The organism is Brochothrix campestris, assembly GCF_046058945.1.
Taxonomy (GTDB): domain Bacteria; phylum Bacillota; class Bacilli; order Lactobacillales; family Listeriaceae; genus Brochothrix; species Brochothrix campestris.
On the sequence record NZ_CP175511.1, the window covers coordinates 645,836 to 658,610 of the forward strand.

The following is a 12,775-nucleotide window of genomic DNA, read 5'->3' on the forward strand; positions in this document are numbered from 1 at the left end:
TTGGATAATAGACACATACTAAGACAAAGGACTGATAAAAATGGCAACAAAAGTGGTTTTACGTACAGAAGTACCGGTTGAAGACACGTGGGATTTAACAACAATTTTTACATCAGATGAAAGCTGGGAAAGCGAATTTAAAGCCGTACAACAATTGACAGACGAGGCAGTGCGTTTCAAAGGAACCCTTGCTGAATCGGCAGACCAACTGTTGTCAGCCTTACAGTTTAGTGATGAACTAGTCGTTAGACTATCAAAAGTTTATGTCTATGCGAGCATGAAGCATGATCAAGATACCGGGAACACCGTCTATCAGGCGTTAAATAGTCGGGCCGAATCATTGGCATCTAAAGCGTCAGCAGCTTTATCATTTATGGAACCCGAACTACTAGCGGTTGCGGATGAAACAATTGCTACCTACGTATACGAATCAGCGCAATTACGTGTGTATGCCCATGAATTAGAAAAAATCACAAATAAGCGTGCGCATACGCTATCAGATAAAGAAGAAGCGTTATTAGCAAAAGCGGGTGAAGTTTTAAATGCCTCACAAAATACATTCGGTATTTTAAATAACGCGGACCTTCGTTTTCCGTCGATTGAAGATGAAAATGGTGAAACGGTTGAAATCACCCATGGCTTATATGGGCCACTGTTAGAAAGTAAAGACCGTCGCGTCCGTCGTGACGCGTTTCAAAACGTTTATCAAACATATAAAGCATTGTTAAATACGTTTGCCTCGACATTAACTGGGCAAATTAAAGAAGATAATTTCCGTGCGGAAGTTAAACAATTTACTGACGCGCGTGAAGCTGCGGTGTTTAGTAATAACATTCCGCAAACGGTTCATCAAACATTGTTGGAAACTGTAGGCAATAACGTTGACTTACTTCACCGTTATGTACGTTTACGCAAACAGGTGCTAGCTGTGGATGAACTCCATGTTTATGATTTATATACACCGTTAGTTGCAGATGTTGACGAATTATCGTTCACTTATGAGGAAGCAAAAGCTGTGACAATTGCGGCGCTCGCACCTCTCGGCGAAGAATATGTCAGTATTTTAAAAGAAGGTTTTGATAAACGCTGGGTTGACGTCGTTGAAAACAAAGGCAAGCGCAGTGGTGCCTACTCGGGTGGCTCATACGGAACGAATCCTTTTATCCTCTTAAACTGGCATGATACGTTAGATAATTTGTATACGCTAGTGCATGAATTTGGTCACAGTGTCCACAGTTATTTAACACGTAACAATCAACCAGCTGTCTACGGAGACTATACTATCTTCTTAGCAGAAATAGCATCAACGACTAATGAAAATTTATTGACGGATTATTTACTGAAAACATATGAAGATGAAAAAATCCAAGCGTATATCATTAATCATTTCTTAGATGGCTTTAAAGGGACTGTTTTCCGTCAAACGCAGTTCGCTGAATTTGAGCATGAGATACATCTTGCTGATCAAGCTGGCAAGGCGTTAACGGCTGAGTTTTTAACGGAATTATACTATGGTATTAATAAAAAGTATTACGGTGATACACTGGTACACGATGAAGAGATTGGTTATGAGTGGGCACGAATTCCTCATTTCTATTACAATTATTATGTGTACCAATATGCCACTGGTTTTTCAGCAGCGTCGGCCTTAGCGCAACATATTTTAACCGAAGGCGAACCAGCCGTGGCCCGCTATTTGACTTTCTTAAAGGCAGGTAACTCTGATTATCCGATTGATGTATTGAAAGCAGCTGGTGTTGATATGACGACAGCTAAACCGATTGAAGATGCCTTAAAGGTATTTGAGACGCGCTTAAGTGAGTTTGAAGAAATTATGGCGAAGAAATAAAAGTGAAATCAGTGCCAACAGCCAAGCGGCTAATACTGACAAATACTGTGGCATCCCTTTTTCTAAGGGATGCTTTTTTTCTTGTGAGATTATCTAACATTTTTTTAAAAATGTCAGAATAATCACTTTTTAAAAAGCTTGTTATATAAGGAAAGAACGATAATAGATTGGATTATTCATTAGAAACGGCCTTTTGTGACGCATTATAACTCGTTTTCAATAAATTAAACTTATGTTACTATCAAGTATAGGTTATTATTTTTGAAAGGGAGGATATGATGAAAAAACTAACAAAGTTAACAATGCTATCATTATTACTACTAATCGTGACAGTAATTGCGATGGGTTGTTCAAATGAGAAAGACTCAGCACAAAAAACATACACAATCGCAACTGATGTGACATTTGCTCCGTTCGAATACAAGGATAAAGGTGAATATGTTGGTATTGATATGGACCTGTTACAGGCGATAGCAAAAGACCAAGATTTCAAAGTTGAAATAAAACCACTCGGATTTAATGCAGCTGTGCAAGCGCTAGAATCAAAACAAGTGGATGGCGTTATTGCAGGTATGAGTATCACACCTGAACGTCAAGCAAAATTCAGTTTCTCTGATCCTTACTTTGACTCAGGAATTGTTATGGCAGTTGCCGATAAAGATAATACAGTCAAAAGTTATCAAGATTTAAAAGGGAAACGCGTTGCCATTAAAACCGGAACAGAAGGGGCAACTTTTGCTGAATCAATTAAAGCTAAATACGGTTTTAAAACAGTAACCTTTGATGACTCTGCTAACATGTATGATGATGTTAAAGCCGGTAATTCAGTGGCAGTCTTTGACGATTATCCCGTATTAGCATACGGCGTTAACGAAGGCAATGGCTTGAAAATTGTTACTCCAAAAGAAAAGGGGAATTCATACGGTTTTGCCTTGAATCAAACAGGTAACGAAGAATTGCTGAAAAAATTCAACAAAGGCTTAGCTAACTTAAAAGCGTCGGGTAAATACGATGAGATTATTAGTACATACTTAGGTGAGACACAGTCATCAGCATCGAAACAAGTGACGCTTGATCGTGATAAAACTTATACAATAGCAACAGATACGACGTTTGCACCGTTCGAATTTGTCAACAAAAAAGGTGAATTCGTTGGGATTGATATGGATCTTGTTAAAGCAATTGCTAAAGACCAAAACTTTATGTACGAAATTAAATCAGTCGGCTTTAATTCGGCTGTACAAGCATTAGAATCCAATCAAGTGGATGCTGTGATTGCAGGAATGAGCATTACGCCAGAACGTAAAGCCAAATTTGCTTTCTCTGATCCGTATTTTGATTCGGGTGTTGTCATGGCGGTAGCAGAAGATGATGATCAGGTGACTTCATATGACGACTTAAAAGGCAAACGAGTAGCGGTTAAAACCGGCACAGAAGGTGCAACCTTCGCCAACTCAATTAAGCAAAAATATGATTTCACACCGGTTGCCTTTGATGACTCAGACAGCATGTACAATGATGTGAAGACCGGCAACTCAGTTGCCGTGTTCGATGATTATCCGGTACTTGCTTACGGTGTTAAAAACGGCAACGGTCTGAAATTAGTGACAGATAAAGAAAAAGGTAATTCATACGGCTTTGCAGTCGGTAAAAATAAAAACGCTGATTTATTAACTGCCTTTAATACAGGCTTAGCGAACATTAAAACGAGTGGCGAGTATCAAAAAATACAAGACACTTACTTGAAAACGGATAAAGCCGAAACAGTGGCTAAAGATAAGACGTTCTTTGGACTGATTAAAGCGAACTATCCGGATTTAATGAAAGGTTTAGGGATGACCATCTTACTGACAGCGATTTCTTTAGCGATTGCTTCAGTCGTCGGTATTCTCTTTGGTTTCATGCGTGTATCGGCCAATCCGTTTGTGCGTTGGATTAGTATTATTTACATTGATATCTTCCGTGGGACACCATTGATTGTTCAAGCATTCTTTATTTACTTTGGTGTACCAACTGCCTTTGACTTCCGTCTCTCAGCCTTCGCTGCAGGTATTATTACCTTAAGCCTTAACGCTGGAGCTTACATGGCTGAAATTGTCCGTGGAGGGATTCAATCAGTTGATAGTGGTCAAATGGAAGCAGCCCGCAGTTTAGGTTTACCTTATAAAACAGCGATGCGCCGTGTCATCATCCCACAAGCAATTCGTGTGATGATTCCATCGTTCGTGAACCAGTTTGTTATGACCTTAAAAGATACATCAATACTCTCAATTATCGGTATTTATGAATTGACTCAAAGTGGTAAAATCATTATCGCTCGTGATTTAGAATCATTAAAAATCTGGTTAATTGTCGGGATTATGTACTTTATCGTCATCATGTGCTTAACGAAAGTATCTGATTTCCTCGAAAGGAGAATGGCAAATGGCAAAGTTAAACGTTAAACAATTAAAAAAATCATACGGTCAACTTGAAGTGTTAAAAGGCATTGACGTTGCAATTGAACAAGGCGAAGTGGTCTGTGTTATCGGGCCCTCTGGTTCAGGGAAAAGTACCTTTTTACGCTGCTTAAATAAACTTGAAGAAATCACAGCAGGTAATGTTATCGTTGATGGCAAGGATTTAACCGATAAAAAAATCAACCTCAATAAGGTGCGAGAACATATCGGTATGGTATTCCAACATTTTAATTTATTCCCTAACTTATCAGTGCTCGAAAACATAACGTTAGCTCCAACTGAGCTGAAAAAAATGTCGAAAGCCGAAGCCAAAGCGAATGGTTTGAAATTATTAGATCGGGTTGGTTTAGCGGATAAGGCGAATGTTTACCCTCAAACCTTATCTGGTGGTCAGAAACAACGTGTCGCGATTGCTCGTGCATTAGCAATGAACCCTGACATTATGCTTTTCGATGAACCGACCTCAGCGCTTGACCCTGAGATGGTTGGTGAAGTGTTACAAGTGATGAAAGATTTAGCCAAAGAAGGTATGACAATGGTCGTTGTCACACATGAGATGGGCTTTGCGAAAGAAGTTGGCGACCGTGTTATTTTCATGGACGGTGGTTATATTGTTGAAGAAGGTCATCCGGATGAGGTCTTTACAAAACCTCAAAATCCACGGACCAGCGACTTTTTAAATAAAGTGTTATAAATTAATTAGGGATTCTAAGGACTTTGTCTCTGAGACTGAAGATAAACGCTGTACTAGGTCGTTACGACTTGCTCGCTCGGGATTACGTACCATCAGTACGCGCACAGTCACTCGCTCGTCGTGCCTACTAGAACGAGAGGATATAACACCGTTTCTTTTCAGTCAAGTCATTTTGTAAACAAAGTCACTGTAATAGTATTACAAAGAAAAGGAAGTCTGTTTAGACTTTGTCTACAAACAGAGACAGTTGATATTAATCAACTGTCTCTTTTTATTTTTTTATATGTCTACTTTAAGTTATAATGATACCGATGAGAGAGGACGTGAAGACATGAAAAGTAAAAAACTAATCATAGTAGGAGCCATCGTTGTGGTGGCTATCGTAGTATTAGTTGTGATGTTAAGCAATCGTACGAGTAAGGAAGAAAAAGTCGCGACGGCCTTTATCGAAGCGATTGAAAGTCAAGATTACGATAAATTGGCACCGTTAATTAGCGTCAAAAAAACGAATGATGAAAAAAATAGCAAAGCGGTTGTCGCGCGTTATAAAAATGTGTTTTCGAGTATTGAAACAACGAAAACACAGGTGAGTGCTATTAAAATGATCCAAAATAAAGCGACAGATACGTATGAATTTAGTTATACAGCTCGTTTTAAAACATTTTTAGGCTGGACGAATAAGATGAAATATAAAGGGACTGTAGTAAAGACAGACGGTGAAGCAAAAGTTGTTTGGGAACCAAGTTTGATTATTCCCTTTATGTCGCCAGGTGATAAGATTGCGGTTAGCGAAGATGAAGCTGTACGAGGTGCAATCACAGATGTTGCAGGCAATAACTTAGCCTATAATAAGCGTCAAAAACAAGCAGGCCTTTATCCGAAACAACTAACTGAAGGTAAGGGGAAAGAAGCAAATTTAACCGCAATTGCGGCCTTATTTAAGTTAGAGAAAAAAACGTTAGAGCAAGAATTAGCTCAAGAATGGGTGAACGATGAAAGCTTCATTCCTTTGAAAATTGTGCCGCTCAGTTTCAAAGTACCCGATGATATTAATGGTGTCACTATGAATGAAGTAACAGCACGCTTTTATCCGTATGGAGCAGCTGCAGCCCACTTGATTGGTTATGTTGGTGAGGTTTCAGCTGCAGATATCGATAAGGAACCGAGCTACAAAGCCGGTGACTTAATTGGTAAGGCTGGGTTAGAAGCAACTTACAACACACGTCTAAAAGGCAAAAACGGTGGGACGATTACAGTCACTAATGATGTGACAGGCAAAGCTGATGAAATACAGTCGCAAAAAGCTGTTGCAGGTGAAAACATTCAACTCACGATTGATGGCGAGCTACAAAAACAAGCGTATGCCCAATTAAAAGAGACAGTTGGCTCTTATACGGCGTTGGATCCTAAAACGGGTGGTTTAACGGCGCTAGTCAGTTCACCGTCGTATGACCCTAATGAAATGACAGCTGGTATCAGTACGGCGGCGTATCAAAAACTAGCGGCGAACAAAAATCTTCCGTTTTTAGCGCGCTATACGGCTCGTTTTGCCCCCGGATCAACCTTTAAAACAATTACGGCTGCGATTGGGCTTGATGCGAAGGTGATTGATCCAACGCAAGCACAAGCAATTAGTGGCTTGAAATGGCAACAAGATAAGTCATGGGGTGATTATTTTGTCACCCGTGTCTCAGACGTGCCGCAGGTCAATATGACCGCTGCACTTGTGTATTCAGATAATATTTACTTTGCTCAAGAAGCACTGACAATCGGTCAAAAACGATTTGAGGCAGGCTTAGAAAAACTTCCGTTTGACGAGTCGCTTAAATTGCCACTAGAGATGGATAAGGCGCAACTATCTAATAAAGGTATCGATACTGATATCTTACTAGCGGATACTGCATACGGGCAAGGAGAGCTCTTAATGACACCAATCGATCAAGTGACAATGTATTCGGCATTCGCCAATGATGGTGCGATTGTTTATCCTCATTTAGAAGTGAAAGATAAGCGAAAGGATAAGGCGGTGTTTACAAAATCTGCTGCTAATACAGTCACAAAAGCCTTATATGAAACAGTCAACCGCACAGCTGGAACCGCGCACGGGCTTCAAACAACAGGACAAGAAATTGCGGCTAAAACAGGAACCGCAGAAATCAAAGATAAGCAAGATACAAAAGGTGATGAAAATAGTTTTGTACTCGCGTTTGATACAACAACGGCATCCTATGTCTCAGTCACAATGGTTGAAAAATCGAATAAAAACCTTAAAAACAAAAAAATAGTAGAGCTAACCAAACCAATTTTAGAGAACTATTATCAAAAATAAGCAAGCAGAAGACGACACCGTTTATGGTGTCGTCTTCTGCTTGTGACTGAAAATAAAGGCTATTCTAGGTCGTTACGACTTGCTCAATCGCGATTACATACTATCAGTACATGCACCGTTACTCGCTCATCGTGCCTATAACGAAAATGAAAAAAGCACTTAGCTGATGTAACTAAAGGATAGTGTTCATTTCGTAGGCAAAGTCACTGTATTAAGATTTGAAAGAAAAAGCAGTTTAATTCGATCGTGTCTACAATCTGAAGCATCGACCTAAGTGTTGCTGATTTAAGTTGAAGAAAGGCTGTCTTCTATTAAGTTCACATAGGCCTCGATGCCACTTTTTTCTAAATGGACACCGTCTGGTGCGAAGTATTCAGGATGTGAAATAGCGGTATCATACCAATTGATTAAGGATACTTGTTTGTTTTTAGAGGCTGTTTTCGCTAATAAATGATTGACAGCTGATTCCCATTTTCGTGGCACGCGTGTGTTTACCAAATAGACATGTGCGTTAACGAACTGTTTAATAACGTTATCCAAAGCGCTCTGTGAGAACGTTCCATTTGTACCGAGTGCTAAAAAAATAGCTGTTTTACTAGTGTCGAAGCTGCGATAATGTTGTGCAATTATCGTTGCCTCTACCATTTGTCGTCCGATTGCACCATCAATTGTAATCGGTGTTAAGGTCTTAGATAGTTTATCACTAATATCGATGGCGAGAGAATCACCAATAAATAAGTACTGTTGATAAGAGCGCTTATTAGTCTGTGTCGGTGGTGTTTTTTTTGAAGCTTTCTGTGTAATTTTAACTGTTGTTATTGGTTTTGGAGTGGGTTCTTCAAAAATAGTCATTACATTTCCAAGTGCGATACCAAAAAGAACAATCAGTGCAATGAAACAACTTTTGAGAAGCGGCTGTGTTTGTTTGAATTGTTGTGGTAGAAAGTGACGAAACACATGTTTAAAGCCATGTTGTCGAATGGGTGCTTCAACGTAGCGAAAAGATAATTCTGCTAACACGAGTGTGATGCTGAATTGAAGCAGTGATCGAGTGGGAGAAAAGACTCCAGCTGCAGTAATAGGTGTCGTTAAAATGATAACGGGATAGTGCCATAAATAAAGACTATATGAACGCGTGCCAAAATAGTGTAAGGGAGGAGTTGCCAATATTTTCGACCAAATCGTTAATGGGTGCGCAGAGACGAAAACCGCAATCATTGCTAAAAATGCAACGAGGACAAAACCACCATAGTAAAGAAAAGAACTTAGTTCAGAAAGGGTTAGTACTCCTATTAATAAAAGGGTGAAAGCGCCTAAGCCAATATAATTAAGCGTTTTTACAGCAGTTGCAGGTAATGGCTTTAAAAGCCGATTAGTTGGTATTGCAATCGCTAAAAGGGCACCAAATAGAAGTGCAAAACAACGGGTGTCTGTACCGTAATAAACCCTACTGGGATCACTGCCAGGAACGAAGAGCCAAGCCATCAAACTAATCGATAGGATAATCATTACAACGACCACCCCAAGCAATTGTTTCTTGTTTTGACAATATTTGAGTAATATGAGTAAAATAATGGGCCAGACAAAGTAAAATTGTTCCTCAATCGCGAGCGACCAAAGGTTTTTTAAGGGCGATCCCGCACCGAAAGAATCAAAATAACTAACGTCATGAAAAATAAACCACCAGTTACTTGAATAAAATAGGCTTGCAAGGGCATCGCCACGTAAGGTATGCAAAATGACAGGTTTAAACAGTAAAACATAGACGACAACAACGATAATTAGAAAATAAACAGCTGGAATAAGGCGCTTGAAGCGGCGGTAAAGAAATTTTTTAAAGTCAAACGATTGTGTTTGCTGCCATTCACGTAAAATCGCAGAGGTAATTAAATAGCCCGATAAGATAAAGAAAATATCAACGCCAATAAAACCACCTTGCGCCCACGGGGCATGAAGATGATAAGCAAAAACAACGAGGATGGCTACCGCGCGTAAGCCGTCGAGTCCAGGCAAGTAAAAGTTTTTTTTATTATTCATTTGAGTCCTCTTTTCGATGTATAATAGCTGTTTTTATTTCTTTTTGGTTACATTAACATTACAATTGTATTACAAAAGTTCGCGGATAGCAATATATAACTAGTCAAAATAAATAGTAGGATTGATGAATTCACACGCATTTGAGAAAAAGATTGTTTTTTGCTATATTAGAATTAGTTGTTTAAATTTTCTGACTAAGGAGACTGGTTATGACAGTAATTGCAATCATTGATATGGGATCAAATGCCATTCGCTTAACAATTTACGAAACGCTTACAAACGAGGAGACAAGGGTCATTGCAAAACATACAGCATTCACACGGTTAAGCGAGGGAATGAGTTCTGGTGGTGTGATTGCAACCGAAAAAATAGCTGAGGCAGTGGTTGTACTGGCAGGATTTTCTAAGATTATGAAACGTTTAGGTGTTCAGCGATATCAGGCAATTGCAACCGCAGCAGCGAGACGTGCCGTCAATCGTGCCGTTTTATTTGAGCGAATAGCTAGTGAGACAGGGATTAAGATGGCTCTTATTACGGGGGAAGAAGAAGCTACCTATGACTTTCTCGGTGTTAAGAAGGGCCTACCTAATCTACAAGAGGCCGTGATTATTGATACAGGTGGCGGTAGCTGTGAGCTTATTTATATGAAGAGGGGTGAAATAAGCGCCTTAGTCAGCCTTCCGATGGGGGCAGTTACGTTAACAAATAGATTCGGTACAGCCACCTACGAATGGTCAAGTGAACGTCTCATTCAAATGGAAACTCAGCTTGAAACAGCGTTTGAGCAGCTCATTTTTTTACAGGAAGCCAAAGGTGTTCCTTGTGTTGCTGTCGGTGGGTCGAATCGGAGTGTTGCTCGCGTTGCAAATGGTACTGAAGAAACTGTCCACGCTCAGGTGATGGATACGGCGGAAGTGTTAGCGATTATCGCAACTATCCAGTCAAGCACGCTTTTACAACGACAAGCAATCCCTGCACTAGGGAAGAAACGGTCAGAGACGATTGTCGCGGGATTAGCGCCGTTGAAAGTATTGCTAAGATATATTGATAGTCCACAACTAGTGTTTAGTGAATGTGGTTTAAAAGAAGGCGTACTCGAAAGCATGTGTCGACAAATAAACGAATAAAAAACGCCCCGGCAGTAAGTATCTAAGCTACTGTGAGGGCGTTTGTTTAGTTGATTTTCCAGAGGATACCTTGTTGAGTAATCGTTTTTCTCACTTTGTTTTGAAGGCAGAGTTTTTTAAGTTCACACGTAACTTGCTTTTCAGAAATATTGAGCAGACGAGCAATTTCGTCACAATTGGAAAAACGAAGTAAACGGATGCACTGTTCAATTGAAAGATTGATGTCTGTAATGGGCTCGTTCTGTAGTAATTCACGGAAGATATGTTGATAAATATCAAGCGAGTGTAAGCCTTCAATTTTAAGGCCTTCTTCTTCATGGTATCGGTTAAAGAAAACTAAGGATGGAGATTGAGTCACATCCATTTCAGCTGCAATTGAACGATCACATAAATAGGCTTTTTCTGTAATAGTAGAAGCAAGATCAAGTTGGAATTCATTCATATCCAAGCCCGACTGTGAAGCGATTTCAAGCAGTGTCTGCTGATTAGTGATTGTCTCTTTAGCAAGGTAGAGATGGTCGAACAATCGTTGGATAAATTCAGTTCCAAGACGATGACCTTGTAGCTCAGCTGCTTTAATCGCATAAAAAATTGTTCGATAACCTTCTTGTTTGTCACAACTGATACACGCTTCGAGATGAAGGACGTATCTTAGTTTAAAATAAGGGGCGTATTTAGTTTTTACTTTGCGAATAATGCGTTCTAATTCCCAAGAACTTTCATTTAAAGGATTGAAAAAGAGATAAAGTTCTAATGGTTTTTCAGTTCGTGTCTGTGGATGGAATGAGCGCTGATTCAACGAGTTCAACATAGTGTAATCACCTTGTCCTAATATTTAATGTAACTTCATTTTAGCAATCAAATGACAATTGGACAATTAATTTGCTTTGGAAATTAAAAACAAATGAGAATGGACTGTGAGTGAAAGCGGTACCTTTGTTGCTAATTCACCTCTTTAAGCGCCTGATAAAAACGAGCGACTTTGTTAGAAGTTGGCTGTTGTTTAATTGAAAAGGCCTCTAATAAGGCATTGAATTCGAGTTGCCCGATTTGTTCATCCGGTACTTCGAATTCGATTTCATAATCTTCTTGGCCTAAATAGCGGCTGTGATCTAACACGAGTAATCCTGATTGATAGCTGCATTCAATCCGCTCGGTCGTTAAACTGCCGAAACAGACAATCGCTTGAGGGTCAATACCACGGGCGATGAGGGCATCATATACTTCACCTTGAGGTAATGGGCTGCCGGCGAGGATGTCGTTCGTTTGCTCATCACTTAAGAAAGCGGTTGTTTCAAGCAAGCCAACAGGTAGGGGTGATTTTAAGGTCAGTTCGTTTTGTTTCGTTGCAAAGGTTCGGATACGCAAGCCGCAGTGCTGCTCTTTTAGTTGGTAATCTGGTGTGTCAAAATAACTGTTTGTTTGTGTAATCGTCGTCGCCGCTGCTGTTTTAAAATGAGCCAATAAGGCAGTGTATTCTGTTTTTGTCAGTAGGTTTTTGAATTCGATTTCGCGTTCTTGCATGATAAAATCCACCTTTCAAGTTGAGGGAATAAGCGTACTAAAGCTAAGAAATATGGTAAACTGTAAAAGTAGCGTAACATTAAACAGAGGTGAATTCAATGGAAGATTGGGATGGATTTTTAGCGCCATATCAACAGACTGTGGCTGAGTTGAAAATGAAATTAAAAGGTATTCGCACACAATATAAATTAGAGGGCAAACACTCTCCGATTGAATTTGTTACCGGACGTGTAAAACCAATTGAAAGTATTATTGATAAAGCTTCAAAAAAACACATCGAAGATACGCGTTTTGCCGAAGAAGTTACCGATATTGCAGGCTGTCGCGTTATGTGTCAGTTCGTTGAGGACATTGGCATAGTTGTCGATCATTTACGGAAACGCAATGATTTTCGAATTATTGAAGAACGCGATTACATTTCAAATAAAAAGCCAAGCGGCTATCGCTCGTATCATGTCGTGTTAGAGTATCCCGTGCAAACAATCAACGGTGAAAAAAAAGTCATCGCTGAAATCCAAATTAGAACATTAGCGATGAATTTTTGGGCGACAATCGAACATTCGTTGAGTTATAAATACAGCGATGAATTTCCGATTGAAATTAAAGAACGATTGCAACGCGCTTCAGAAGCTGCATTTCAGCTTGATGAGGAGATGTCGCATATCCGTGATGAAATTCATGAGGCACAGCTGTACATTAAAAAACAACAGCGCCAACATATTAAAGATCGAAAACATGTAAATAAGAGGTGAAATG

9 protein-coding genes and 1 pseudogene are annotated in these 12,775 nt (G+C 39.6%); 7 read left to right on the plus strand and 3 right to left on the minus strand.

What is annotated here, in order from left to right:
- Positions 1 to 34: 34 nt before the first annotated feature.
- The 5 genes and pseudogenes from pepF (at position 35) to ACJYYY_RS03355 (ending at position 7,331) form a co-directional block, all read left to right on the plus strand.
- Positions 35 to 1,849: an oligoendopeptidase F gene (gene pepF / locus ACJYYY_RS03335; protein WP_408605185.1), complete on the plus strand. Its 1,815-nt coding sequence runs from the start codon at positions 35 to 37 to the stop codon at positions 1,847 to 1,849.
- A gap of 341 nt (positions 1,850 to 2,190) precedes the next feature.
- Positions 2,191 to 2,415: pseudogene (locus tag ACJYYY_RS03340) on the plus strand (transporter substrate-binding domain-containing protein); the annotation flags it as partial.
- A gap of 453 nt (positions 2,416 to 2,868) precedes the next feature.
- Positions 2,869 to 4,293, plus strand: a complete 1,425-nt coding sequence (locus tag ACJYYY_RS03345) for an amino acid ABC transporter substrate-binding protein/permease (RefSeq protein WP_408605184.1) — start codon at positions 2,869 to 2,871, stop codon at positions 4,291 to 4,293.
- Positions 4,274 to 5,002 (plus strand): amino acid ABC transporter ATP-binding protein, encoded by a 729-nt coding sequence (locus tag ACJYYY_RS03350; protein ID WP_408869105.1) that lies wholly within the window; start codon positions 4,274 to 4,276, stop codon positions 5,000 to 5,002. Before ACJYYY_RS03345 ends, ACJYYY_RS03350 begins: the two co-directional genes overlap by 20 nt.
- A gap of 331 nt (positions 5,003 to 5,333) precedes the next feature.
- Entirely contained in the window at positions 5,334 to 7,331 is a 1,998-nt protein-coding gene (locus ACJYYY_RS03355; protein WP_408869106.1) for a penicillin-binding transpeptidase domain-containing protein, read from the plus strand.
- Between the two features lie 285 nt (positions 7,332 to 7,616).
- On the opposite strand, the gene ACJYYY_RS03360 is transcribed toward ACJYYY_RS03355, so the two are convergent.
- The gene (locus ACJYYY_RS03360) at positions 7,617 to 9,368 is read right to left on the minus strand and encodes an acyltransferase family protein (protein WP_408869107.1); all 1,752 of its coding nucleotides are present in this window, start codon (positions 9,366 to 9,368) and stop codon (positions 7,617 to 7,619) included.
- Positions 9,369 to 9,577: 209 nt separating this feature from the next.
- Here ACJYYY_RS03360 and ACJYYY_RS03365 point away from each other — a divergent pair, with 209 nt between their 5' ends.
- Positions 9,578 to 10,495 carry a hypothetical protein gene (locus ACJYYY_RS03365; protein WP_035314758.1) on the plus strand — a complete coding sequence of 306 codons (918 nt, stop codon included), beginning with the start codon at positions 9,578 to 9,580 and terminating at the stop codon, positions 10,493 to 10,495.
- 46 nt (positions 10,496 to 10,541) lie between these two features.
- Here ACJYYY_RS03365 and ACJYYY_RS03370 read toward each other — a convergent pair whose 3' ends face one another.
- Complete coding sequence (locus ACJYYY_RS03370; protein WP_035314757.1) at positions 10,542 to 11,306, minus strand: DsbA family protein; 765 nt, start codon at positions 11,304 to 11,306, stop codon at positions 10,542 to 10,544.
- Between the two features lie 131 nt (positions 11,307 to 11,437).
- Entirely contained in the window at positions 11,438 to 12,019 is a 582-nt protein-coding gene (locus ACJYYY_RS03375; protein ID WP_408869108.1) for a CYTH domain-containing protein, read from the minus strand.
- 98 nt (positions 12,020 to 12,117) lie between these two features.
- On the opposite strand from ACJYYY_RS03375, the gene ACJYYY_RS03380 reads away from it, so the two are divergent.
- A complete protein-coding gene (locus tag ACJYYY_RS03380; RefSeq protein WP_408869109.1) occupies positions 12,118 to 12,771 on the plus strand; it encodes a GTP pyrophosphokinase family protein in 654 nt (217 codons plus the stop codon).
- Positions 12,772 to 12,775: the final 4 nt, after the last annotated feature.

Bases quoted from the DNA above. Each gene is read 5' to 3' on its own strand.
- ACJYYY_RS03350 (WP_408869105.1), top strand. From the start codon at position 4,274: ATGGCAAAGTTAAACGTTAAACAATTAAAAAAATCATACGGTCAACTT.
- ACJYYY_RS03355 (WP_408869106.1), top strand. From the start codon at position 5,334: ATGAAAAGTAAAAAACTAATCATAGTAGGAGCCATCGTTGTGGTGGCT.
- ACJYYY_RS03360 (WP_408869107.1), bottom strand. From the start codon at position 9,368: ATGAATAATAAAAAAAACTTTTACTTGCCTGGACTCGACGGCTTACGC.
- ACJYYY_RS03365 (WP_035314758.1), top strand. From the start codon at position 9,578: ATGACAGTAATTGCAATCATTGATATGGGATCAAATGCCATTCGCTTA.
- ACJYYY_RS03370 (WP_035314757.1), bottom strand. From the start codon at position 11,306: ATGTTGAACTCGTTGAATCAGCGCTCATTCCATCCACAGACACGAACT.
- ACJYYY_RS03375 (WP_408869108.1), bottom strand. From the start codon at position 12,019: ATGCAAGAACGCGAAATCGAATTCAAAAACCTACTGACAAAAACAGAA.
- ACJYYY_RS03380 (WP_408869109.1), top strand. From the start codon at position 12,118: ATGGAAGATTGGGATGGATTTTTAGCGCCATATCAACAGACTGTGGCT.